A 25,007-nucleotide genomic window follows, 5' to 3' on the forward strand; every position below is an offset into this window, starting at 1 on the left:
TTTAATTAAAAGTTATAGGTGAAATTAGCAAGCAAAGATCTTTGATTTTGCGGGCTGATCGTTGACCATCCTTTAAAGTATTCTTTGTTTGCAATGTTGTCAAGTTTTAAGCTGATGCGAAAATCAGGAGTGCCATAAAAAACCGAAGCATTCAAGATGGTGTATTCTGGAATTGTGAAAGTTCCACCAAGGTTACGGTTGAAGATTTTGTTTTCGCTGGCGTAATTTCCACCAAAACCAAAGCCTAATCCATCAAGAGTACCTGAAGTCAACTGGTAGCTGGCCCAAAGATTGGCAAGGTTTTGAGGACCTGCACTTTCTGGACGTAAGCCTACAAAATCTGCAGCGCCTTCAGTCAACTCGCTGTCATTATAGCTGTAGCCTGCAATGATGTTTAAACCGTCTATAGGGTTTGCAATAAAGCTGGCTTCAAAACCTTTGCTTTCCTGCGTTCCATCTTGAGTGTAGAAATAGTTGGTTGCATCAACATCTATACGCAAAGCGCGATCTTTAACTTGAATATCATAGTAGCTTAAAGTAGCGCTAAGTCTTCCGTTTAAAAGATTGAATTTAGTGCCTGCTTCAAATTGATTGGCGTGCTCAGGATCTAATGCGCGGTTGGTAGTTACACTATTGGTAACTTCGTCTACCGGCGCTACATTGCTAAAACCGTTCATATAATTCGCAAAAACCGATACTTTATTAAGGATTGGCTGATAAACCACACCAAATTTAGGCGAAAGCGCAGTCTGCGCGTGATCTGCATTACTAAAGCGATCTATACGTAAACTTGCCATCGCAGAAAGTTCTGGTAAAATGTTGATCACATCTGAAGCGTATGCGCTAAAAATCTCCTGTTCTGTTGTTGAAGGATTGATAGGGCTTCCGGCAAGTAATGCATCTGTCCCCGGCTGATTTAAGATTCCGCTGTCATCGGTGTAATTTGCAGGATTTGTAATGCCTAAAACTTCTTCATTAAACTCTTGAAGGTTATTACCAATGTAAATTCCACCGTTACTTACATAAGCCGAGTTGTTATTGATCACGTTGGTTTTTAAATAATCAAGACCTACAACCATACGATTGCGCATAGTTCCTAGGTTAAAATCACCAATAAAATTCTGCTGAATGTCAGTAGCGATAGTTTCAGAATTTTGCTTGCTGATGTAACGGTTAAGCACAATTCCTTCGTCAACGGTTGTGTATTGGGTTCCTTCGTATAGATAAGAATAGTATCCGTCAGATTTAGAATTAGAGCGTGAGAATGCTGTTTGTGATGTCCAGCTGTCGCTTAACTTATAATTCATTTGCCCTTGAAAACTATATGTAGGCGTATCTATATACAGATCATTTCCGGTGTAAGAGCGGTTGATATCATAACCTAACTCGTCAATATTGGTTACACGTAAAGGAGCACCACGATCTAAGAACAACATCGTTTGGTTTGTGCTTCTTCCATTATAAAATTCAGTATTGATGTAAAATGATAAACGATCATTTACTTGATATGCAAGTGATGGAGCAAAGAAAAATGATTTTCTGAACCCGGCGTCTTGATAGCTGTTTTGCGTGTGATAAGCAGTATTTACACGTAAAGCAATGTTCTTTTCTTTGCTTAAGGTAGTATTCACATCTGCTGTTACACGATTTAGACCATAGCTTCCTGAAGTATATGATACCGAACCGCCAAAGTCATAATAGGGTCTTTTTGTTGTGATGTTGATCAAACCACCATAAGATATGAGGCTGCTTCCATATAAAGTTCCTGAAGGGCCTTTGATCACTTCAATACTTTCAATATTAGCAGGATCAGGACTTCCGTTAGTTAAGGCTGGTAATCCATTTACTAAAGTAGGCTGAACTGCAAAACCACGTAAAGAGTAATACCCTGCACCATCGTTACCTCGACCGGTAGATTCCCAAAGTTTGTCAATACCCGGTGCGTTTTTAAGAGCATCGTCAAAGTTGGTTACGATTTGCTCTTCAAGAAGGCTTGAAGTGATCGTGTTGTAAACCTGCGGATTTTCAATATCAGCCAATGGCATTTTTGAAACACTTACGCTTGTCTCGCGGGTAAACTTGTTATGTTTTTTACCGTTAATGCTTACAACACCTAGCATTTCTTGAGCTTCAACAAGCTGAATAGTGCCAAGGTCTTTAGTGCTATTTGTACTAACTGAAACATCTATATAACGTGTTTGAAAACCAACATAAGAGATACTTAAACGATATGCGCCTGCAGGCACACGGTTTAATTCAAAAACACCGGTGTTATCTGTAGTGGTGCCTAAGGTGGTTTGATTTAGTTCTATTGTAGCTCCGGTTAGTGGAGTGTTATTTTGGCTTGTTACCAAACCTTTTAGAGTAGCATCTTGTGCTGCTGCGCTTAAAGTAATTCCTAGAAAAAGGAGCACTTGTAAAAATTTACGCATACCTATTTAGATTAAATTAAAATTATTTTGAGCGCAAATGTACTAGGTAGAATTAGAGGGTCAAAGTTTATTTAGATTTATTTTAAATAATTTTCTGTTTGTTAATTACAAGCTTAAAAAAATTGAATTTTTGAATTTCAGAGCTGTTTTGATTGAATATAAATTAAGTTATCGAGTAAATGGATGACAAGTTTATAACAGTTTAACAGTTGTCTTTTTGGCTTTCTGATTAGGATTTAGTCAAAAAAGGCATTAAGCAAATGTTATAAGTTGATGCTGAAATGTTAAGCTTTTCAACAGGCACCTCTTTTTATTTTAATTTTGACCGAATAGTCTAGTTGGAGTTCTTCATATTTTTAAATAGGATTCTAACGAGCGGTATTCAATTCGTAAACCTGTACGTATGCATAAAATTTTACCTCTAAGTCTTTTAATCCTTCTTTTTACCAGTCAAATATCTTTTTCTCAGGAGGATACGATTGAAGATCTTTTTGATAAACCCACCACTGCCAAAGAAAAAAATATATGGAATTACTTTACCTATGATATGGGTAATGTATTTGCCGGCGTGGGGTTTGCCTATTCACGTCCGTTGCATTGGCAAGGGGATGATTTTCTTAGATTAGGCGGTGTGGCCGCGGGAACCACCGGACTCTTTTTACTTGATGACGAAATACGCCATAATTTTTTATCGCATAAAGATGACGTTCCTGATGTGTTGCTCAGTTACGGGCGCTACGCCGGGGCTCCACAAAATAATTATGGTCTAACCGGTGCAATTTATTTAACCGGGCTCGTTACCAAAAATGAGAAATTACGCCGCACCGGGGTTTTGATGATCTCTGCCGCAACAGCAGCCGGATTTTTACAGCAATTGAGTAAAACTTTGGTAGGGCGAGCACGTCCGGGTGCGGGATTTGGTAACCACCATTTTAAACCTAACGGAGGCTCTGCAGCGTATCGCTCGTTTCCTTCGGGTCACGCAGTATTGACCTTCACCACTTCGTATGCCATCGCCAAGCAGTTTGATAATAAATGGGTAAAAGGCGGAATTATAGCCGTGGGCTTGATCCCGGGATTAAGCCGCATTTATGAGGAAGCGCACTGGGCAAGTGACGTTGCGCTTAGTTGGGCGATGAGTGCTTTTATAGTGGAAGCCATAGATAAATATCTCGATCGTAAATATGACCAGAAATACAACCCTGATGAAGATGGAATGGCCATGAAAAAGTCAGATTTTGAATGGAATCTGACCTTTGGAGGAAATCAATTAGGAGTTGTGTTTCAATTTTAAATGCTAAGGTTCAGCGCTCTATTTTGAAATCAAAAAAAAACATCTATGCGCGATTAGGGCTTTTAACTAAAGCCTTATTTTTTCTATGCATAGGTGTGGTAACAGCCTTAGAAGCTTTTGGCCTTGGTGGTTTTAAAGCAGGCACTTCTACGTTGCTCAATGTGATTGTCAAAGAAGAGTATGGTAAAGCCATACTTATTCTTTTTGCAGCCGGGCTTTTTGGCTACGTGTTTTGGCGGGTATACGAGAGTATTGTAGATAACGAAAATTATGGGACCAGTCTTAACGGTCTTGCACAGCGCATCGCTTTCTGTTTTGGAGGTTTAGTTTATGCTTTCATTGCCTTAAATGCGATTCAGGTGGCGCTGCAGGCTTCGGGGGTTTACTGGTTTTCTTCTTCAGATTTTCAAGACTTTATACATAGTGATTTGGGCTCTGTGGTAGTGCTTGGCGCTGCTATAGGTATGCTTGGCGGCACGTGCAATGAGTTTTACATCGCATTCTCCCGAATCTTCACAAAGACCATACATTACGACAAAATTCCTGATTCTTTTAAAAAGTGGGCTTTAACCTTTGGAATCATCGGCTATGCAAGCCGAGGCTTTACTCTGGGTGTGGCTGCACTGTTGCTGCTTGATGCTGCCTTTACCAACAGGGATATTTCTAGCGCCAATAAAGAAGCTGCTTTTACGTACATGCAGTATAATTTTGGTACGTTCATTTTAGGGATCATCGCTTTAGGTTTTATCGTGTATTCCTTTTATGTTTTAGTCGAAGTGCGTTACCGAAAGATTTTCATGTAAAAAAGCTGCCCGAAAGAAAATTTCAGACAGCCTTTAGTATGTTTAATTAGCTCTTTTAATTACTTCTCTAATAAGCTTTCATTGAAGAGTTTTAGAATACGTTTGTATTCATCGGTCCAGCTGCTGGGTTCTACAAAACCGTGACTTTCTACCGGATAAACCGCCAGTTCCCAATTATCTTTTCCTAACTCGATCAAACGCTGTGTTAGGCGCACCACGTCTTGAAAATGTACATTGGTGTCTACCATTCCGTGTTCTATCAATAAATCACCTTCTAAGCCTTCGGCGAAATAAATAGGCGAAGAGCGTTTGTAAGCGATAGGATCTTGAGAGGGCTCGTTAAGAATATTGGCTGTATACCCGTGGTTATAATGTGCCCAATCAGTCACCGAGCGTAGTGCAGCTCCAGCTTTAAAAGTTTCCGGCTCATTGAATAATGCCATTAATGTGATGAATCCACCGTAGCTTCCGCCGTAGATGCCAACTTTTTCAGGGTCGATATCGTAGTTTTCGATTAAATATTCAACGCCATCAACCTGATCAGAAAGATCTTTTCCGCCCATATGGCGATAAATTCCGGTTCTCCAATCGCGACCATAACCGGCGCTTGCGCGATAATCAATATCGATCACCGTATAGCCCAGATCGGTCAACATATTGTTGAACATATATTCTCTAAAATAGCTTGACCACCATTTGTGTGCATTCTGTAAATAACCGGCTCCGTGTACAAAAACCACCGCTGCGTTATTTTTTACAGAAGCTTCAGGAACATACAAACGTGCAGGCACCATAGCGCCATCGTCTGCTTTAAACGTGATGTTCTCCGGTACGCGCCAATTATAAGCTTTAAACGCTTCAGATTGACCGGAAGTCAATTGCTGCGCATCTTTAGACGAACCAGTTTTCTTAAAGTACAATTCCCAAGGTTTATTGCTGAAGGAATTACGAATTGCCATATTTTTTTCGTCAGGAGAAAGACTTACTTCGTTGTTTCCAGGGAGGTTGGTGAGCTTTTGCATCGAACCACCCATCACCGGCATTTTGTAAAAATGACGTTCTCCCGGTCCAACTTCTGAAGTGGTCAAAAACCAAGATTTTTTATCATTAGACAAAACAGGATCAAACACTTCGTAATTACCTTCGGTCAGTGCTTTTTTGGTTCCTGTAGTTACGTCTAACAAATACAGGTGTGAATACCCGCTTGCCTCAGACTGAAAATAAATATGTTTATTATCTGGCAACCAACCTAAAGTTCCACCACCAAAAGACCATCCGATTCCGGGACCGGCGATCCAGGCTTCGTCGCGTTGACGATCTAAGGTTTCAAGACTGCCGTTTTCAAGATTCAGCATTGCGATCCAGCGGTCTTTATTGTCTTTAGAGCGAACGTTCACGATAGCCTTACTTCCATCTTCAGAAAAGATCGCTTGGGAAACAATCACATCGCGCTCTTTTTCTTCCCACTCTTTATCAGGATAATCTTTGGTATAATCGGGTAAATCTGTGATCCCCGAAAGTTTTGAAGTGTCAACGCTATAAACCGTGTCTTTCTTAATGTTGTAAACTGCTAAAGAGACTTCGGTTTTATCTTCACCTACTTTACTGCGCGCGCGCAAGTTTTTGGTATATCCGCTCGCATCTACATAATTAGGTATGTCAGTGCTTTCGCCGCGGTCACGTTCCATCAACATAATGGTGACAAAATCAGCTTTTGGGCTCACTTGCAATCCCGCTACTTGTTTGTCGCCGTGATAAAAGGTGTAGGGCTCAGGATCTGCGGTCATCTCACGATAAGCCTTAGAAAGCGAATCTTGCTCCTCCCGCTCACGCACAATTTGCAATAAACTCAAATTTTCATCTTTCAACCATTGGTTCTTTTCAGAAAGTTTTTCTTCTCGATCTTCTCGTGCTTTGCCTTCTTGAATATTAGTCAGTTTTTTAAGCGTCCCGGTTTCTGTATTCAGCAAATAGGCATTGTCATCATACTCAAAGGAAATTTGCGCTTCGTCAGCTAAAAATGTAGGATTTCCTAAACGCCCACCAAGGTTGACAAGTTCTTTAGAAGTATCTTTTTTTAGATCGTAAAGATGAAGTGCGCCGTCTTCAGAATACAGTTTTTTGCTTTTATCTTGATTCCAAGTGCCGTACGGACTGGTCATCGTTTTGCGCTCGGCGAGACTTACTTTTTGGATTTTGTCAAGATTTGAAACTTCGATCTTATAAAGACTGTCTGACGGATTTTCTTCAGGATTGTAGTTGAAGTAAATGGTTTTACTCTGCGGCCCCCAATTAATCCGGTCAGGAAAAGTTCCCATCCATTTAGGGTCTTGCATAATTTTTTCTACCGAAAGTGCACTAGACTGTGCAAAAAGTGCCGTACTGCCTAAGGCTACAAAAGCAAAAAGCAAGGCGTGTAGTGTTTTGTTCATAGAGAAGTCATTGAAATTTTAGTTGCGGTAAGTTACAGAATAGTTGCAAAAGCAGTTGATTGGAATACTCTAAAAAAAGTACGCCTTAATTGTAAACTTGCTAATGGCAGAAACCTTTTTATTGGCACCGCCAAAGGGTTAAATATTCCGTCCCGATAACAACAGGGATGCCTAGAAATTGAAAATTTGTTTCCAAGCAATGCCTCTTGGGCTTGTCCTGAGTTAGTTTACATCAACTATATTTGCGTTCACTCCAGAAATACGCGTTATGTCGTTTAAAAAATTGATAGAGCCCTTGAAAGAAACTTTGCAACGCAAAGGCTTTACAGCTCCCTTACCTTTTCAGAAAAAGATCTTTTCAAAAATAAAAGGAGGGATGAGTATGTTTGCAATAGCTCCCGAAGGTTCCGGCAAAACCACTACTATTGTCATCAGCACAATTCAGAAATTGAAAGGAAGGGCTTTTGAAGACGCGCCGCGTGTGCTCATTTTTGTTAAAGACAAGCAAGCAGCTTTAGATCTTGAATCTGAATTTCACAGTTATACTCAAGGCACAGATCTTCGTGTTTATTGTGCATACGATGAGAAAAACATAGACGATCAACGCGATGAGATTTATGATGGCACTGATATCGTCATTGCGACTCCTAAGCGCCTCAACAAGATTTTTTACCTAAACGGAATCAACCTCAATAAGCTACAAATGTGCATAATAGAAGACGCAGGTTTTGTTTTTAGAAACAGTAATCTTTCTGAAGTAACCCGCACGCCTGAAAGTATTGGGAAGTGTCAATACTTGGTTTTTGCAGAAAAATTTGACAGCAGATTTGAGCGGTGGTTAGATAGTTTTATGTTCAACGCACCGATCATTAAAGCTTAGAGTTTTTTTTGCCGTATTTAAAACAAAAAAGCCTCACCATTTAAGGTAAAGCTTCTCAAAGGTTTCACTACAAAACCAGTTTTCGGTGTTACCCGAAAACAACACAACTTCTTTATAAAGTACCGAAACGGGTGTTCGGATTAATTTCTTGAATAAAGCACAAAAGTAGTATTAGTTTTTGAATTTTTATTAGATAATTCAAAAAATTAAGGTTTTAAGTCTATCAAAACGTAAACCGGTAAGTGATCAGATGGATAATGCAAATCTTTAGAATCGCTTAAGGTTGCGTGTTTTAACACTTTGCTGCTGTTGCTTTTTGCCTGAAAAATATAATCGATTCTTCGCGTTACCGGCTCGGTAAATTTGAAACCGTTAAATGTTCCTTTTGGGCCAAAGGCTCCGTTGGGCGCCAACTCATGGGTATCATCAAGTTCGGTTTTTAGCACAGCAATAGGTGCGCTGTCAGGTTCCAGATTTAGATCGCCGCTTACAAAAGCTGGTAGATTTTTAGGATTCAATTCTTTGATTTTTGCTAAGATCAAAGCGGAAGCATTTTTGCGCGCTTCAATACCTACGTGATCAAAATGGGTGTTGAATACATAGAATTTTTCACCTGATTTTTTGTCTTTAAACAACGCATAGGTACAAATACGGGGAAGCGCCGCATCCCAACCGGTAGAGATTTTTTCCGGAGTTTCAGAAAGCCAAAAGGTATCGTCTTCCAAGACTTTAAGTCGGTTTGCATTATAGAATATAGCCGAAAATTCTCCTTTATTTTTTCCTTCTCGACCTACACCTATATGCTTGTAGCCGGTAAGGTGCTTGCCTAAATAATCCATTTGCTCAGGCAATGCTTCTTGCACACCCATCACATCCGGCGCATAGAACAACACTTGACTGGTAAGATATTCTTTACGCTTGCTCCAGGCGTCAGCTCCGTCAGATTCGGTAGACATTCTAATGTTGTAAGTCATTAAGCTTACCTCTTGTGCGCTGAGTAGGTTGAGGCAAAAAAACAGACCAAAGCCTGCAAGGAGTGATTTCATAATTGAATGGATTTAAGCAATTAAAATTAAAACAAAAGCCCTCAATACATATCGAGGGCGTGTTATGAGATCATTAAACTACTGCATCGGTGTTCCACGAAGACGTTCAAAGTTTTTATACTCACGCGCAACGCGTGCTGCCGGAGCTCGTTCAAATTCTTTTTCAGTAACGCCATAAACCTCTTGAACAGAATCAAGCTTTTTGTGTAAGCTTTCGATCACATCTGCATACGCAGGATCATCAATTTTATTCTGAACTTCTTGCGGGTCACTTTCCAGATCATAGAATTCCCAAGTGTCGATATCATCATAAAAATGCATCAACTTATAGCGTCTGGTGCTCACGCCGTAATGCTTTTTAACCATGTGAAATGCGGGAAAATCGTAGTAATGATAATAAAGCACGTCTCTAAAATCATCATCAGCGACTTGTTGCTCCAATACCGGTCGCAAAGACTGTCCTTGCATATCGGCAGCCAAGTTGTTACCCTCGGCATAATCGAGAAAGGTTTGGGCAAAATCCAGATTTTGAACCAAAGCTTCGCTGTGGTTTCCGGCTTTGATCGCTTTTGGATATTGAATCAATAAAGGCGTACGGTAAGATTCTTCATACATATACCGCTTATCAAAAAAGCCTTTTTCGCCTAAATAAAACCCTTGATCAGAAGTATAGACCACAATAGTATTTTCGTCCAAATTGTTTGCTTCCAGATAGTCTAAAATATTTCCCACGCCTTCATCAACCGCCGCAATCGTCGCCATATAATCGCGTAAATAGCGCTGTCCTTTCCATTCGGCTAAGGCTTTTCCGTGCAAATCGGCTTTGTGAAACGCATCATTTTTCGCCTGATAAGCTTTATCCCAAGCTGCGCGTTGTTCCAGAGTCATGCGTTCAAAATCGGTTGTCCAAGGATTATGTGCCAACTCAGGACTTCCAAGTTTCTTGGTCATTTTAAGATCGTGGCCTTCATACATATCTTTATATATCGTCTGCAGTTGCTCCTTAGAAGCCTTTGAGCCTTCGTGATCTGTAAAATAAGTTTCTGGTAACGGAAAGTTTATCGAGTCGTATTTGTTAGCATAACGCAGCGCCGGCATCCAGTTTCTGTGCGGTGCTTTGTGGTGCACCATCATAAAAAAGGGCTTCGTAGTATCACGCTGTTGATCAAGCCAAGTAATCGCATCTTTTGTGATAATGTCGGTGGCATACCCTTCAATCTGTGTAGTATCGCCTGCTTCAATAAAATTGGGATTATAATAATTTCCTTGATCTTGAATGATCTTCCAATGATCAAATCCTTGTGGATACCCGTGCAGATGCCATTTTCCTAAGATGGCGGTGGTGTAGCCTAATTCTTGAAGCTTTTTAGGCAGTGTAGGTTGATCGCCATCAAAACGATCTCCATTTTGTCTAAACCCATTGATGTGGCTGTGTTTTCCGGTAAGAATCACTGCGCGACTAGGTCCACAGATGGAATTGGTAACATAAGCACGATCCATACGCATTCCGTTTTGAGCGATGCGATCAATATTAGGAGTGGGAGCCAATTGGCTCACGGGATGCCCGTAGGCACTTATTGCCTGAAACGCGTGGTCGTCAGACATGATAAAAATGATGTTGGGTTTTTCGGGTTTTGCTTCGGCGACTTCGGTTTTTTTCGTTTCGGTTTTACAAGAATATAATGCCGAAACTATAAGGAGTAAAGAAAGAAGCTTTTTCATAAAATTATTTTTTTTCAACCTGCTCTTCGTGCTGAATCAATTGATTTTCATTGACCACCGCATTGATAAATGTCGCGATCTCATTTACAAAAGCATAACCCAAATTTGCCCAGTCGTGATTACCTTGAGGTGCCGTAAGTAGGGTGTAGGAGGCATCAAGATCTTTTAATCGAGCCGCTATAAAAGCATCTCCATCCAGCGGAAGAAACCCAGGAGTATCCGGTGCGCAAAAGTGATGCGGCTGACCGTTGTAAGGCACCAAATTGTCAGCATCTCCGTGGATAAAAAATCCGGGTACGGCATTTTCTTTGGTGATGTAACGTGCATCTACCACCGCTCCCGCAAGAGAAACCACAGCTGCAATTTTAGGATAGTCGCCTAGATATTTGAAATCCGGGTGATTGGTCATATAAGTCGTATTCAAAACTCCTTCTGCACCAGCACTGCTTCCTGCAAGAATGATCTTTTCAGCATCAAAATGAAATTCAGCATTCGACTTTAAATAGGCGATTGCTTTTAAAATATCTGCGGTTGTCTGCTTAAAGGTTGCCATTTTTTCTGAAGCAGGACACGCGCATCCAAAGCCGGTAGGCTTTCCTTTTCGGGTAAGACTATAGCTTATGGAAGCCACCGCATAACCTTTAGCGGCTAGCGTTTGAGAAAACTTAACCTCCATCGGGTTGTCACGTTTTCCACCGCTAAAACCACCACCGTGAACGAGTACAACTAAAGGTCGGTCGCTGTCGTTCTCAGCTTGTTTTGCGGTATAAAAATCCAGTTTCAGCGTGTCGCTGTAAGTATGGGTTGATTTAACCAGATCGGCATAGACTTGTCCGACAAATTTTTCCTGTGCTTGCGCAACAAGAGTAATAAAAAGGAAAACAAAAAGAATGCTGATCTGGCGTTTCATCTGGCTAAAAATTAGTTTAACGTAAAGGTTTCTTTAAGCGTGGCATTGCTATCTCCGCCTACAAAAACTTCAAATTCTCCCGGTTCTGAAATGAATTCAAGCGAACCGTTATAGAATTTTAAGTCTTCTGCTTTTAAAGTTAGTTCAACGGTTTTGGTCTCGCCTTTCTTTATAAATACTTTATGAAATCCTTTTAATGTGCGCATAGGTGGCGTAATGCTACGTACTACATCGTGAAGATAAAGTTGTACTACTTCTTCACCGTCGTAAGCTCCGGTGTTGGTTACATCAACCATCACGGTAACGTCTTCATTTTGTCCGATGTTTTTTGAGCTCAATTTTAAATTGCTGTACTCAAAAGTGGTGTAGCTCAACCCGTAACCAAAAGCAAGCGCAGGGGCATTAGCAGCATCAAGATACTGTGATTTGAATTTTTGAAATTCTGTAGATGGAGCAGGACGCCCAGTGGTTTTCATACTGTGATAAACCGGAATCTGACCTACATTTTGCGGCCAGCTTGCGGTTAATTTTCCTGAAGGGTTGTGGTCTCCAAAAACCACATCGGCAACGGCATTACCCGCTTCAATACCTGGATGCCAAACCTGTAAAATACTTACCGGAAGTGCTAATTCTTCAGTGATATCTAACGGTCTTCCGCTCATTAAAACAAGAACTACAGGCTTGCCTGTTTTTACTAATTCTTGAATTAAGGTTTTTTGACTTTTAGGAATCGTGATGTCGGTACGGCTAGAAGATTCACCACTCATTTCTGAGGCTTCACCCACAACGGCTACAATCGCATCTGCAGTTTCAGCATTTGCAAGAGCTTCGGCAAGTAGTGCTTCGGGAGTTTCTTCTGAAATTTCAATACGCGGACCAAATACGTTTATTTTTTTCGCGAAAGCGGAATCATTAGAAATATTAGCACCTTTTGAATAGCTGATTTCAGCATTAGGAGCTACATTTTTTAAACCTTCAAGAATAGGTGTTGAAAGCTGTGGATCACCCGTAGGGGCCCAAGTTCCTAACATATTGTTTTTATTGTTAGCCAAAGGACCCACCAACGCGATCTTAGCCGTTTTGGCCAGTGGAAGCGTTTTGTTTTCATTCTTCAACAACACAAAAGATTTGCGGGCTGCTTCACGCGCTACTTCTTTATTGGCTTCAGTTAGAATGTCGCGTTCTGGACGCTTACTGTCTGAATATTTATAAGGATCGTCAAAAAGACCGAGTTTGTATTTTGCTTCCAAAATACGACGGCATGCGTTTGTGATGGTTGCTTCAGAAACTTTACCTTCATCAACCGATTTTTGAAGCGTAGTTAAGAAACCTTCACCCACCATATCCATATCTAAACCGGCATTGATAGAAAGCGCAGAAACGGCTTGTAAATCACCTAAACCGTGAGCGATCATTTCATTTACCGAAGTGTAATCTGAAACTACAAAACCCTCAAAGCCCCATTGCTCGCGAAGCAAATCAGTCAATAACCATTTATTTCCACTTGCAGGAACGCCGTCTACGTCGTTAAACGAACTCATCACACTTTCAGCGCCGGCATCTATCGCGGCTTTGTACGGCGGTAAGTATTCGTTAAACATTTTTACACGGCTCATATCGGTGGTGTTGTAATCGCGACCACCTTCAGAAGCGCCGTAAAGCGCAAAGTGTTTTACGGTTGAGATCATCGTGTTTTCTTCGGTAAGATCTTGTTGCTGATAACCGGTAACCATTGCTTTCGCGATCTCAGAACCTAAATAAGGATCTTCACCGGCACCTTCAGAAATACGTCCCCAACGAGGGTCGCGCGCAATGTCAACCATAGGAGAGAAGTTCCAGTTGATCCCGTCTGCAGTGGCTTCTTTTGCAGCGATCTGTGCGGTTTTTTCGATCAATTCCATATCCCAGCTGCTGGATAATCCTAACGGAATAGGAAAAGTGGTTTTGTATCCGTGAATGATATCAGAACCAATTAAAAGCGGAATTCCCAATCGGGTGTTTTTTACAGCGATCTCTTGCGCCTGACGAATTTTATCAGGGCCGGTCACACCGAATAAGCCACCTACATTTCCGGCTTTTATTTTTTCTTCCACATTCTTACTTACTACAGATCCTGTAGCGACACCGCCACCGGGCGTAAGCAAGTTAAGCTGACCTATTTTTTCTTCTAAGGTCATTTTTTTAAGCAAGGCTTCAACCTCAGGAATGTGTTGTGCCTCCTGAGCGAAGGTTTGTGCGCCGATAAGAATAACGGCAGCAAGAATGAGTTTTGAGAGTCTATTTTTCATTAGGGTTGCAATTTTGTCTTTGTGTGTATTTTAGTTTTTGGTATGACTAAAAAGCCATTGGAGAAAGCCAGGTTCTGCAAAAGCAGGATCCCAACTGTTATGATTGGCGTGCTCATAAACCGTAACACGAGGTTTGGCACCGGCTTCAAGCATTGCATTTGCCATTTGTAAACTGTACGTGGGTTTTACCACATTATCTTCAGCCCCGTGAATGATCCAAAACGGGGTTTTCAAGGCGTAATTTTTTACATGTTCTGTACTGCCGGCACCGCAAATGGCGATCGCAGCAGCAAAGGTGTTTGGGTGGCGTTGTACCATCTCGTAGGTTCCCATTCCGCCCATGGAAAGTCCGGCAATGTATACGCGTGAAGTATCTACTTTTCCTTCTTCAATAAAAGAAGAAACGAGTTCGTTGGCCATTTTTAAATGCGGCGTAGGCTCTTGATCTGGGTGAAAGGTGATCCCAATAGGATAATTGCTGCGGTCTACATCAACATTGGCCCAATATGAATCTTTAGGACACTGCGGAAAAATTACAATCGCGGGAAAAGCATTGCGCATTCCGGGATTTGCAAAAAGCGCAGAACCATGTGTCAGCTGTGATTGGTTGTCTGATCCGCGCTCTCCCGCGCCGTGTAAGAACAAAACCAAAGGATATTTTTTAGTTTGATCATAGTTTAAAGGATATTGAATGCGGTATTGCAAACTGTCTCCCTCACTATGATACACCGCTTGTTCAAAACTATCTTGAGCTAATGCCAGCGTAGTAGTGAAAAGCAAAAAGAATATAGAAAGTAGGATCTTCATATTATTGAGGTATGGTGTAGTTAAAATTGAGTTTATCTAATCCCGCTTGTACACTTTCATTCTGCATAAAAAGACGCCAAAGCAAACTACTACGGTAATTCTCGATCATCACGATAATTGGACCTTGATCTATTGCCAAATACGCTTCGGCTACGGCATAATTTTGTTGCGGACTAAACGCATCATAAAATCCGGCAGGTCCTAACAGTATGTTTTCAAGATCATAAAAACTGCGTAAGGCTGCCATGGATTCTTGTGGCGTATACGGAAACGAACTCAATGCAGCAGTAGGTGAAATCACTCCGGTATCATCACTCGGACGATGTGCCTTGTAGCCTAAACTTCCGTCAGCATTTAAGGTGTAGCTTGCGGTTAATCCCCACAAATCTTGACCATAATCGCGCCATCCTAAGGGATTTTGAACGCAATAAGCGTAGTTGCTTAACGCATGATTAACGGTTGCGGTCTCGTAGTTCACATAGGCATCAGAAAGGCCAAACGGATTTAAACCCAAATAAGAATAATGTGCCCAAAAAAGCGGGCCACCGGTTTGTTCTGCACCCGCGTGCTTTACTTCTAGCGGATACCCATAAGCGTTTGCTGAAGAGGCAATGCCTCCGTTCTGTGACCAGCCTTGATTATAAACTTCAGGTTCAATACTGAAGTTTTCTGAAGCTGCAGCTAGTATGTAGGTGATGAGCGTCTCGTTATAGCCTTGTAATTTTAGGTTGATCGCAAAATCATTATTGGGGCTCCAATGCCAGTACAGCACATTTTCGCCTTGCGTAAACCAATCCCATTCTACTGCGGAAACCAGTTCAAAAGCTTGCGTAGCTAATACTTGTTCATCGCTAGAACCGGATTTAAAATACTCACCCACGGTGATCAATCCTTGAGCAAGAAATGCAGTTTCAACTAAATCTGCCCCGTCATCTAAATCTGAAAACGGAATGACTTCTCCGGTGCTTCCGTTGAGCCAGTGTGGCCAGGCACCGTGAAAACGATCTGCATTTTCCAGAAAATTGAGGAGGGTTGTTAGTCGGTTAAAACCTTCGGTTCTGGAGATAAAGCCACGTTCTATTCCTACCAAGATCGCCATCATTCCAAAGCCGGTTCCGCCGGTGGTGACAATATTTTGATCCTGACTAGGATTAGCCGGAAGGTAACGCTCTCGCGCACCGCCAGATTCCGCGTTAGCAAAATTCCAGAAATATTTAAAGGTTTCTTCTTGAGTGAGATCTAATAATTCATCATCAGTCAACTCCGGTTCAGGTGTGGGATTTTCTCCACCATTTCCTTCCTCGGGCGTTTCCTCAGGAAGTTCAGCGACAGCATCGCCGCTGTCGCTGGAACACCCAAGTAGAGCTAGTGTTAGCGCTATGTAGATTGAATACTTAATCTTCTTCGGTTTTTAAATACGGGCTTGAAAAGCCTAATTTTTGAAGTCCGTTAAGAACGTCTTCATTTTTCATAAACAGATCCCACAGTAATCCGCTTCGGTAGTTCTCGATCATTACAGGAATTGGTCCTTGATCAATCGCCAGATAGCGTGGTAAATACCAATCTTCCTGAAGGCTAAACGCATCATAAGGACCGTAGGTTCCTACTAGAGAATCCAGATCAGTATAGAGGTGTTCTAAAAAGGCCATGCTTTCTTTAGGGGTGTAAGGCATAGACGATAAAGCGGCAGTAGGAGAGATCACGCCAAGATCATTACCTGGGCGGTGACCGGCATACCCTTTCATAGAATAACTAGACGTCATTCCCCAAAGGTCAGGACCGTAGCCTTTGAATTCCTTAGGATTATCTACGGCGTACTCATACTGAATTTTTGCGTGATTGACGTTCAGTTTCCAATAGTCACCAAATTGATCGGTCAAGCCTTTTGGGTTAAGACCTAAGTAGCTGTAATGTGCCCAAAACAATGGACCTACCGGAGCGTCATCATTATGCTCATAATGGTTGAGTATCGTACGCATCCCATACATCGTGGTATCTTTTGCGATCTGACCATCAACAGCCCAGCCTTTTTCATAAACTTCTTTTGAAATAGGGTGGGTAGGAGAAGCGGCTGCGAGAACATACATTACTAAAGCTTCGTTATAACCACCCACGGGGAAGTTCATCTTCCAACCTACATTAGGCGACCAGTGCCAGTACAGGACATCTTGGCCTTGCGTATACCAATCCCATTCAACTTCTTCCCACATACGCTGAATTTGCGCTGCGAGTGCCTGCTCTTCTTCAGAACCATTTTTGTAATATTCGGCAACGGTAAGTAATCCTTGAACCAAAAATGCGGTTTCTACTAGATCTCCACCATCATCATTTTTACTGAAAGGTTTAACCTTACCGGTCGTACCGTCTAGCCAATGCGGCCACGCTCCGTGAAAACGGTCTGCTTTGTCTAAAAAATCAACCATTTTCTGAAGGCGTACAAAAGCCGAATCTTTTGCGATAAAACCACGTTCTGCTCCGGCAACGATCGCCATCAAGCCAAAACCGGTCCCCCCAATGGTGACCACGTTTTTATCATCAGATGGATAAATATCATCCATATGAATACGCTCAGGAGCTAAGCCCGAATCTTTATTGGCACCATCCCAGAAATAATTAATGGTTTGCTTTTGAACTTCGTCAAGAAGTTGTTCTTCATCTATGGAAGTTTGGGAAGTGGTGGCAGCCACTTCCCGGTTTTCTTCCGTAGTATTTTGATCCTTGCAGGCAACAAAGGCTGCAAAAATCACTACAATTAAAATAAAACGCATAAAGCTTCTTTAATATGTTTAGTACCCAGGATTCTGAGACATTTCTGGAGTTTGTACCAATTGGTTATTAGGAATTGGGAATAACTCGTGCTTACCGGTTACAAAGGTTTTACCGTCTGCTGCCATTGCAGCTTCTGCTTGCCCGGTACGTATAAGATCAAACCAGCGGTCGTGCTCCATAGCTAACTCCAGACGACGCTCTGTCCAGATCGCTTGGCGTACGCTTCCTTGATCTGTAGAAGTTACAGCGGGTAATGAAACGCGTGTTCTCACTTGGTTAAGCGGTGCCAGAGCAGCACTAGATTGACCAAGTTCGTTTAATGCTTCAGCGCGAATAAGCAATACTTCCGCGTAGCGCAACACTCTTATGTTCTTATCTCCGTCACCTTGACCTGCATTGATTGAAGAATACGCTTTCTCGCTGTAACGTGGATTTTCAACACCAGCGTTAACCTCGCGACCATCAAACAGAGTTTCTCCTGCAAAAATGATCGTTGCATCACGGCGGATCTCATCACCTGCGGCATTAAATGCATCTTCTAAATTTTGAGAAGGTGAGTTGAAACCCCATCCCCAACCATTAGTACCACGGGCACCTTGGGTTTGAGAATATTGTTGTACCCCGTGCTGAGGAATTTCACCTCTTGCTTGAATTTCAAATAACGAGCCGGGACCGTTTTCACCGGTTTCTCTCCAGATATTGGCATAATCAGGATCAAGACTGTATTGGTTAGAAGTGATCACATTATTTGCCATATCTGCAGCGTCTTGCCAACGCTCTTGGTATAAATAAACCTTAGCCAATAATCCTTGAGCAGCACCTTTAGTAGCACGACCAAGGTCTGTGCTAGAATAGTCACTCTTAAGAGGAAGCGCATCAATTGCATCTAATAAATCTTGCTCGATGTAAGCGTACACTTCGTCAACCGGAGCGCGCTCCACCAAGTCAATTTCTTGAATCGGTATAGCTCCAAATGAACGTACTAACCAGAAGTAGTTAAGCGCTCGTAAAAACTTAGCTTCCCCAATTACACGTGCGTTAGGCACCTCGGTTTGGCCTTCATAGTTTTGCGCGATCTCAATAGCCTGAGAAGCACGACCTACAGTTTTGTACCACTGGGTCCACATTGCGGTCACTGATACAGAAGAAGAGGTAAAGTCTAGATTATCTAAAGCTCTTTTGTCTGTACCGGTATCAGTAGGCGAACTACCTTTATCTGAGTTATCAGAAATCATATCGGTGATGCCTAAGTAAGAGAATGCATAAGAGAAATCAGTGTGCATCCCGTAAACGCTTGTCAAAAATTCAACAGGTAAATAGTCATCGCTATTTTCGGCGGTAGGATCAACGATATCTACGTCTTCAACAAAGTCATCACAACTGCTAAAGACAAGTCCGCTAAACAGACTTAATAAGAGTGTTTTATATATAAATTTCATAGTGCTTTGTTTTTATAATTTGAAGTTTGCTCCTACAATGAATGAGCGGGTGTTAGGATAAGCAGAAAGCTCAATACCCGTTGTATTTGTAGGATCTCCATTTTGATTCAACTCTGGAGTGAATCCTGAGTATTTAGTGAACATAAATGGATTCTGAAGCGTTACATACAGGCGAGCACTATTGATAAAATTAGTGATCTCTGGCACTGTATATCCTACGGTGATGTTGTTGATTCTAAAGTAAGAACCATCTTCTAAGTAGTATGATGATGCTTCTACATCACGGTCTGCTCCAGGGTGTACATTGGTAGATCCCGGTCCTGTCCATCTGTTATTGAAAATCTCTTCTGAAATATTTTCACCACCAATTCTGGTGTTGTAAAGACCGTTATAAACTTTGTTTCCACCTACACCAAAACCAGAAACACTTAAGTCGAAGTTTTTGTAATTGGCTCCAATGTTGATACCGTAATTGTAGGTTGGGATATAAGACCCAAAGTGCTTTTTATCACGGTCATCAATGATTCCATCTTCGTTTTGATCTACATAGCGTAAATGTCCAGGTGCTGCACCGGCAATAGAAGTATTGTTATCAATCTCCTCTTGTGTTTGCCATACGCCATCTGCTTCATACATCCACCACGCAAAAATAGGCTCGCCTTCAGAAAGACGTTTGGTGATACGACCATTACCTAAACTACCACCAATAGCACCGTCATAAGCAGGCTTCACGTTCTGAACGCGGTTTTTGTTAGTAGAAAGGTTTACTCCAATATTATAGGTAAAGTCAGAACCTATCTGATCTCTCCAGTTCAGTAAGAATTCAAAACCAGAGTTTGAGATCTCTGCCGCTTCATCAAAATAGTTGTTAGCATATTCTGAATTTAAAAGCGGACGTACATTTAAAATGGCATTGGTGTTCAGACGGTTGTAGTAATCAATAGTACCCGAAAGTTTTCTATTGAATAATGCAAAGTCAAAACCTGCTTCAAATTCTTCCGTCACCTCCCAAGAAAGCGGTACTGCCGGGGTTCCTAATGCAGAACCTACGATTAAACTCTGTGTAGGACCAAAAACATAGTTGGTATTTCGGCTTCCGTCCCCTCTGTTGATCGACTGTACGTTGAATGGAATCGCTTGGTTACCCAATTTACCCCAACCTGCAAAGAACTTTAAGTTGTCTAACACGCCGTTGTCTTCCATAAAGGCTTCGTTGGTCATTGTCCAACCTAAACTTACAGCTGGGAAATAACCGAAGAAATTGTTTTCACCAGTAGCAAAATCACTGGTTCCATCACGTCTTAATACCGCACGTACATAATACCGCTGATCGTAGTTATACTCTACACGACCAAAATAAGACTGTAGGTTAGTGCTCTGATAAGTATCTCCAGTTACATTGTCATTAAATAACTGACTTGTTCTCAGGTTGAAGTTACGCAGGTTAGGATCAGCTTCCACATCGTAAGCCTGAGATTCAGTGAATTCTCCACCTTGATAATTCTCGCGGCTGATACCTACAGTTGCGCTCAAGTTATGCTTGTCAAAAGTCTTGTCGTAGGTAAGGAAGCTTTCTATATTCCAACGATAAGATTCTGTACGTCTTATGGTGTATGAGTTATTTGCGTATTCTGTAGAAACCACACCATCTTCATCAGGAACACGCTGTGCATCAAAAAATGCTTCGGTACGGTTAGGATCTGCATTTAACCACTGATCTCTGATGTCTGTAAATGATTTGCTGGTAGCATAGTATTTGGTCGCACCAAAACGGGTGGTCAACATTAAGTCATCTGTAATGTCTAATTCAGCAGCAATCTGCCCTTGCAGGCTAGTGGTATTGATTTGCTGATCTTGGTAATAAACCTGAGAAACAGGGTTTCCGTGAGAATTTAAGCGACCAAGTGTTTCTCCTGGTTGTGTAGTAAATCCTACAACTCCTGTAGATTGGTTTACAAAAGATTGGCCAAAACGTCCGTTGTCATAACGTACCGGTACTAACGGTGACTGGCGATATGCTGTACTAAATGCCCCAAAAGGTTTTGGAGTTTCATTAGTGTAGGCTACGTTTAAGTTTTGTACAAACCGTAAACGGTCGTTAAATAAATGGTAGGTGTTATTACTACGAATGGTACCACGATTATATTTCTGATCTTCAAGGATACCTTTCTCTTGATACAGGTTGTAGCTTAAGAAGTAGTCAATATTTTCACCTGCTCCTGATACCGAAAAGCTATTGTTGTTGATGGTACCGGTTTGTAGCAATTCGTCATACCAATCTGTATTGTAACGCTGATTTTGCTGAAGTAAGAAACCTCCGTTTGCATCACTTTCTTCATTGAAGTACTGAATGTACTGGTCAGCATTAGCCATCTTAACCGGGTTCAAAATGGTTTTAGCACCATAATATGATTCAAAGTTAAAGATGGTTTTTCCTTGTTTACCTCTTTTTGTGGTAATTAAAATAACCCCGTTTGCAGCACGTATGCCGTAAATGTTAGCGTAAGAAGCCCCTTTTAAGAAATCGATTGATTCAATATCGTTAGGGTTGATACTAGTAATGTCCGACAAAGGCTGACCGTCTACAATATATAGTGGCGATCTACCACCTTCTGCAGTACCTAAACCACGCATTAAAACGGTAGGGGTAGAGCCAGGTGCATCGTTTGCTATAATATTAACACCGGCAACTTTACCTTGCACTGAGGTCAATGCTGAAGTTGCAGGTTGCTTAGTAATCTCTTCACTATCAACAGAAACAATAGCTCCTGTAATATCAGATTTCTTTTGATTACCATAACCTACTACAACAACTTCGTCTAGTTCGCTAGACTCATCTTGCAACGCGATGTCATAAACATCGTCATTAGTAATAGAAAACGTTTGCGTTTGGAAGCCTAAATACGTGATGCGTACTTGATCTCCAACAGCAACTTCTAAGGAGTAGTTTCCGTCAAAATCGGTAACAGCATATTCGTTTTTGTCAACGACTTTAAGTTCTGCTCCCGGAAGAGGTACATCGCGCGTATCGCGTATTGTACCGGTAACTGTTTTTGTCTCCTGTGCGCTCACACTAAATGTGATCAGCGACAAAAGAAACAGAAGGGTTATTTTAAGTTTCATACACTAAAGTTTGAGTTTGTTTTATGTGAAATTTGGGTCAATATAGCAGAGTTATAAGTTAATATTGGTACATAATAAATACATCAACCTGTTAAAATGAATTAAATAATTGATAATTAATTATTTATAAATTTAAATTTTGAGTTATAACGTTTTCGTAAAAGCGTTTGATGTAGTAATGAGAAAGTATAATTGCTTGAAATAAGCAATTGAAGTATGAGAATTTAATAATTTTTAATAAGATATTTTGATAAATTCTTACCGCTCTTCAATTCCAGTTTTTTTCGCAAACGGTACCGATGAATTTCAACTCCACGAACCGAAATTGCCATTAACGGAGCAATTTCTTTAGTGCTTAAATTCATTTTTAAATAGGCACATAACTTTAAATCCTTCGAGCTAAGCGTAGGGTGATTTTCTAACAACTGCTGAAAAAAATCGTTGTTGATTTCTTTAAACGTTGTCTCAAAAACCTTCCAGTTGTCTTTTGCGTCAATAATGTGATTGATCTTATTCTGAATAGAATTTACCTTCTTTTGATTGTCACCTTTATCTTTAACGGCTTCCAGATCATTTTTAATATCGATTAGACTGCTATTGCGTTTGGCTGCTAAATATGTAGTGTTGGCCAATTCTTTGCGTTTAGCGTTGATTTCTTCAAGAAGATTATTGCGCTCAGCGAGTTGATTTTTACGTTCTTGTTCTTTTACCAGACGCTCTTCTAGTTCTCTTCGGTGTTTATTCAGTTTTTGTTTATTGATATAAGCCACCAAGAAGATCACACCAAACAACAAGAGTACATACACTACAATCATTAAATTAGACAAGTACCACGGTCTTTTGATCAGAAAGGTTACGTTTAACGGCTGATCCCCGCGTTGCCCGTTAAGTTCAGGCCAGATCTTTAAGGTATAGCTTCCGGCCTGTAAATTTTGAAAATTCAGAGTTCCATTAGATTGACCTGATAATCCATTTGATAGGCTGTAAAAGAATTTAGGGTTGTGCAGTTGAGGTGCTGCGATTGCTATTTCTATCTGTCCTGCCTCTTTAAACGGAATTTCAATACTTTGATCAAGGGCCAAAGCTTTATTGTTGGTTTTGATGCCATTCAGAAGCGGTGTACTAAGATTCTGGTTTGCGTTGTTGCGCTGAAGTTGAGCCAGATTGAGTCGAGCAAAACCTTCGTTTAAGGTGATGTAATAAATGCTATCGTTGCGCTTTACGATTTTTTCATAATTCTTAATGATGCGAGATTCCAGCAGCGGTTCTTCGATAAAAATACTGTCTGAACTAAAATTGGTATAAATAAGTCCGGCTCCGTTTCGGTTTTTAAACCAATAGCTGTTGTCTTGATTGCTCAATAGGGCATAAGAAGTATAGGCTTTGAGATCTTCAAATTCCTCAAGAGTATCACTTATACTATTGTAGCGGTACCACGAGCCTGCATTATAAAAAGCGATTTCACCTTCCAGCTTATGTATTTCGGTTTTGTAAGCTGCAAGGGCTTCATAGTCTATGTAAGACTCTTTGTTTTCAATACGTTGCTGCTGATTATTCAACTGTGCTCTGTAAAAACCTTTATAAGGATGCGCTGCCCAAAAGTAGTTTTGATCCTCAAAAATCACGTGTTCTACCGGCGCTCCACCACCTTCGGCTAGGGGTTGATTTAGGAGCGTACCTTCGGTCAACGTGTATTTACGCAACCCGTTATAAGTAGTATTAAAGTAGGATGACGATTGTGGAATCGCGGTAAGGCCAAAACTTCCGGATACTCCTGAAACCAATTTTAGAGCATCGTTTTTCAGTTCAAACAAACCGAGATTGTGATTTACAAACAAACGCCCTTCAATCTTGGTTAAGCTCCATACCTGACCTTGAGAGCCGGGAATAAAGAAAATACCTTGTTCGGTTATTTTATGTACTCCGGTATTGCTGCCAACATATAAACTTCCGTCAAGCGAAGCAATGTCATAAACAGCACCCAGTTGGCCGGTATTGTCCAGTAAATATTGAATCGCCGTGTTAGGAACCACCACATCAATACCATTATCAAGACCAATCCAAATTTTGGAGCGGTCTTTATGCAAAGAGAGTACGGTGTTGTTTTGCAAACCATTTTGTCTAAAATGATTTTTTAAGGCTCCGGTCTTTGGGTTGTAATAAAGAATACCGCCTTTAACCGTACCCAGAATGACAAGATCTTGATCCACCGGCTGAATTTTATTAAGCTCGTTGATGGCCAAAAATGCCTTTAAGGCTTCGGAGCCCCAAGGTGAGAACACACCATTTTTTAAGCTATAAATACCTTGGCGTCGCGTGCCTGCTAAGAGCTGATTATCATAGGTGCTCAACTCAATGATAGAACTCGCGCTTATGCTGTTCTCGGCATAAGACTGAAAACGGTCTTGATCAAATTCAAAAATTTCCCCATAATTAGAACCTAGGAGCAGCTTATCATTATGCACCTGCATAGCGGTAATGATGGTTTGCGGTTTTTGCGTAGTAATGGTCTGGCCGTTGTACACGTATAAATTACCAAAAGATCTAAATACGATCGCGCCTTGCCAAGCGGTGATTTGCCAGAATTCTTCATTGGCAAATGTGGTCGATATGAGTTTAGAAAGCGATGTGTATTGCAGGCTGCCGTAGGCATCTTCGGTCCAATAACCAAACTCTTCATAAGAGCCGGTGTAAATGCGGTCTTTGATGCAAAATACAGATCGAATCGCGGTCTTGTTAGGCAAGGTAAATACTTCCCAGCGTTCCCCATCAAAACGCAATAAGCCATCGTTATTTGCGGCATAAAGCGTTCCGTCACTATCGGTGCTTAATCCCCAGTTTTGGCTGGCAGCATTATACGTGGTGCTGTTGTAGTTGGTAACCGACGGAAGAAAATTTTGTGCAGAAGCGCAAAGGCTTAGAAGCAAACCAAGCGCTATAAATACGAATCTATGATGGAGTTTTAAAAACATTCTTGAAAATGAACAATTACGATATCGATTGAATTCTGAATGGTACTACGGAATTCCTATAAGGTTTTGGCAAAATTATTAAAACCCCAA

General features: G+C 41.2%; 15 protein-coding genes. 3 read left to right on the forward strand and 12 right to left on the reverse strand.

All coding sequences use genetic code 11. The annotated features are described in order from the left end of the window. Positions 1-5: 5 nt before the first annotated feature. Positions 6-2,432: a TonB-dependent receptor gene (locus HCN54_RS16320; protein ID WP_167598617.1), complete on the reverse strand. Its 2,427-nt coding sequence runs from the start codon at positions 2,430-2,432 to the stop codon at positions 6-8. Positions 2,433-2,835: 403 nt separating this feature from the next. On the opposite strand from HCN54_RS16320, the gene HCN54_RS16325 reads away from it, so the two are divergent. Further along, positions 2,836-3,726, forward strand: a complete 891-nt coding sequence (locus HCN54_RS16325; RefSeq protein WP_167598618.1) for a phosphatase PAP2 family protein — start codon at positions 2,836-2,838, stop codon at positions 3,724-3,726. Between the two features lie 23 nt (positions 3,727-3,749). Continuing rightward, positions 3,750-4,529: a DUF1206 domain-containing protein gene (locus HCN54_RS16330; protein ID WP_167598619.1), complete on the forward strand. Its 780-nt coding sequence runs from the start codon at positions 3,750-3,752 to the stop codon at positions 4,527-4,529. 59 nt (positions 4,530-4,588) lie between these two features. Here HCN54_RS16330 and HCN54_RS16335 read toward each other — a convergent pair whose 3' ends face one another. After that, entirely contained in the window at positions 4,589-6,961 is a 2,373-nt protein-coding gene (locus tag HCN54_RS16335; RefSeq protein WP_167598620.1) for a S9 family peptidase, read from the reverse strand. Between the two features lie 268 nt (positions 6,962-7,229). On the opposite strand from HCN54_RS16335, the gene HCN54_RS16340 reads away from it, so the two are divergent. After that, complete coding sequence (locus HCN54_RS16340) at positions 7,230-7,841, forward strand: DEAD/DEAH box helicase (protein ID WP_167598621.1); 612 nt, start codon at positions 7,230-7,232, stop codon at positions 7,839-7,841. A gap of 206 nt (positions 7,842-8,047) precedes the next feature. Here the strand turns inward: HCN54_RS16340 and HCN54_RS16345 are convergent, their stop codons facing one another. From HCN54_RS16345 to HCN54_RS16390, 10 genes are all read right to left on the reverse strand, one after another. Next, positions 8,048-8,887: an endonuclease/exonuclease/phosphatase family protein gene (locus tag HCN54_RS16345; protein ID WP_167598622.1), complete on the reverse strand. Its 840-nt coding sequence runs from the start codon at positions 8,885-8,887 to the stop codon at positions 8,048-8,050. Positions 8,888-8,965: 78 nt separating this feature from the next. After that, a complete protein-coding gene (locus HCN54_RS16350) occupies positions 8,966-10,609 on the reverse strand; it encodes a sulfatase (RefSeq protein WP_167598623.1) in 1,644 nt (547 codons plus the stop codon). Positions 10,610-10,613: 4 nt separating this feature from the next. After that, positions 10,614-11,519 carry an alpha/beta hydrolase gene (locus HCN54_RS16355; protein WP_167598624.1) on the reverse strand — a complete coding sequence of 302 codons (906 nt, stop codon included), beginning with the start codon at positions 11,517-11,519 and terminating at the stop codon, positions 10,614-10,616. 11 nt (positions 11,520-11,530) lie between these two features. Further along, positions 11,531-13,807: a beta-glucosidase BglX gene (bglX, locus tag HCN54_RS16360; protein WP_167598625.1), complete on the reverse strand. Its 2,277-nt coding sequence runs from the start codon at positions 13,805-13,807 to the stop codon at positions 11,531-11,533. A gap of 30 nt (positions 13,808-13,837) precedes the next feature. Then, the gene (locus HCN54_RS16365) at positions 13,838-14,614 is read right to left on the reverse strand and encodes a prolyl oligopeptidase family serine peptidase (RefSeq protein ID WP_167598626.1); all 777 of its coding nucleotides are present in this window, start codon (positions 14,612-14,614) and stop codon (positions 13,838-13,840) included. 1 nt (position 14,615) lies between these two features. Beyond that, positions 14,616-16,013 (reverse strand): glucoamylase family protein, encoded by a 1,398-nt coding sequence (locus HCN54_RS16370; protein WP_240924980.1) that lies wholly within the window; start codon positions 16,011-16,013, stop codon positions 14,616-14,618. Continuing rightward, positions 16,009-17,382, reverse strand: a complete 1,374-nt coding sequence (locus tag HCN54_RS16375) for a glucoamylase family protein (protein WP_167598628.1) — start codon at positions 17,380-17,382, stop codon at positions 16,009-16,011. Before HCN54_RS16375 ends, HCN54_RS16370 begins: the two co-directional genes overlap by 5 nt. Positions 17,383-17,400: 18 nt before the next feature. Further along, positions 17,401-18,822 (reverse strand): RagB/SusD family nutrient uptake outer membrane protein, encoded by a 1,422-nt coding sequence (locus HCN54_RS16380; protein ID WP_167598629.1) that lies wholly within the window; start codon positions 18,820-18,822, stop codon positions 17,401-17,403. A 12-nt stretch (positions 18,823-18,834) separates the two neighbouring features. Continuing rightward, positions 18,835-21,945, reverse strand: coding sequence for a SusC/RagA family TonB-linked outer membrane protein (locus tag HCN54_RS16385; protein ID WP_167598630.1), 3,111 nt, complete (start codon positions 21,943-21,945; stop codon positions 18,835-18,837). Positions 21,946-22,169: 224 nt separating this feature from the next. Continuing rightward, positions 22,170-24,917 (reverse strand): LuxR C-terminal-related transcriptional regulator, encoded by a 2,748-nt coding sequence (locus HCN54_RS16390; RefSeq protein ID WP_167598631.1) that lies wholly within the window; start codon positions 24,915-24,917, stop codon positions 22,170-22,172. Positions 24,918-25,007 lie beyond the last annotated feature (90 nt).

Source organism: Leeuwenhoekiella sp. ZYFB001 (genome assembly GCF_011784865.1).
GTDB classification, from domain to species: domain Bacteria; phylum Bacteroidota; class Bacteroidia; order Flavobacteriales; family Flavobacteriaceae; genus Leeuwenhoekiella; species Leeuwenhoekiella palythoae.

Excerpts from the sequence above, each read along its gene's own strand:
- HCN54_RS16385 (WP_167598630.1), bottom strand. The coding sequence starts at position 21,945 with ATGAAACTTAAAATAACCCTTCTGTTTCTTTTGTCGCTGATCACATTT.
- HCN54_RS16390 (WP_167598631.1), bottom strand. The coding sequence starts at position 24,917 with ATGTTTTTAAAACTCCATCATAGATTCGTATTTATAGCGCTTGGTTTG.
- HCN54_RS16345 (WP_167598622.1), bottom strand. The coding sequence starts at position 8,887 with ATGAAATCACTCCTTGCAGGCTTTGGTCTGTTTTTTTGCCTCAACCTA.
- HCN54_RS16320 (WP_167598617.1), bottom strand. The coding sequence starts at position 2,432 with ATGCGTAAATTTTTACAAGTGCTCCTTTTTCTAGGAATTACTTTAAGC.
- HCN54_RS16375 (WP_167598628.1), bottom strand. The coding sequence starts at position 17,382 with ATGCGTTTTATTTTAATTGTAGTGATTTTTGCAGCCTTTGTTGCCTGC.
- HCN54_RS16335 (WP_167598620.1), bottom strand. The coding sequence starts at position 6,961 with ATGAACAAAACACTACACGCCTTGCTTTTTGCTTTTGTAGCCTTAGGC.
- HCN54_RS16365 (WP_167598626.1), bottom strand. The coding sequence starts at position 14,614 with ATGAAGATCCTACTTTCTATATTCTTTTTGCTTTTCACTACTACGCTG.
- HCN54_RS16340 (WP_167598621.1), top strand. The coding sequence starts at position 7,230 with ATGTCGTTTAAAAAATTGATAGAGCCCTTGAAAGAAACTTTGCAACGC.
- HCN54_RS16325 (WP_167598618.1), top strand. The coding sequence starts at position 2,836 with ATGCATAAAATTTTACCTCTAAGTCTTTTAATCCTTCTTTTTACCAGT.
- HCN54_RS16380 (WP_167598629.1), bottom strand. The coding sequence starts at position 18,822 with ATGAAATTTATATATAAAACACTCTTATTAAGTCTGTTTAGCGGACTT.
- bglX (WP_167598625.1), bottom strand. The coding sequence starts at position 13,807 with ATGAAAAATAGACTCTCAAAACTCATTCTTGCTGCCGTTATTCTTATC.
- HCN54_RS16350 (WP_167598623.1), bottom strand. The coding sequence starts at position 10,609 with ATGAAAAAGCTTCTTTCTTTACTCCTTATAGTTTCGGCATTATATTCT.
- HCN54_RS16355 (WP_167598624.1), bottom strand. The coding sequence starts at position 11,519 with ATGAAACGCCAGATCAGCATTCTTTTTGTTTTCCTTTTTATTACTCTT.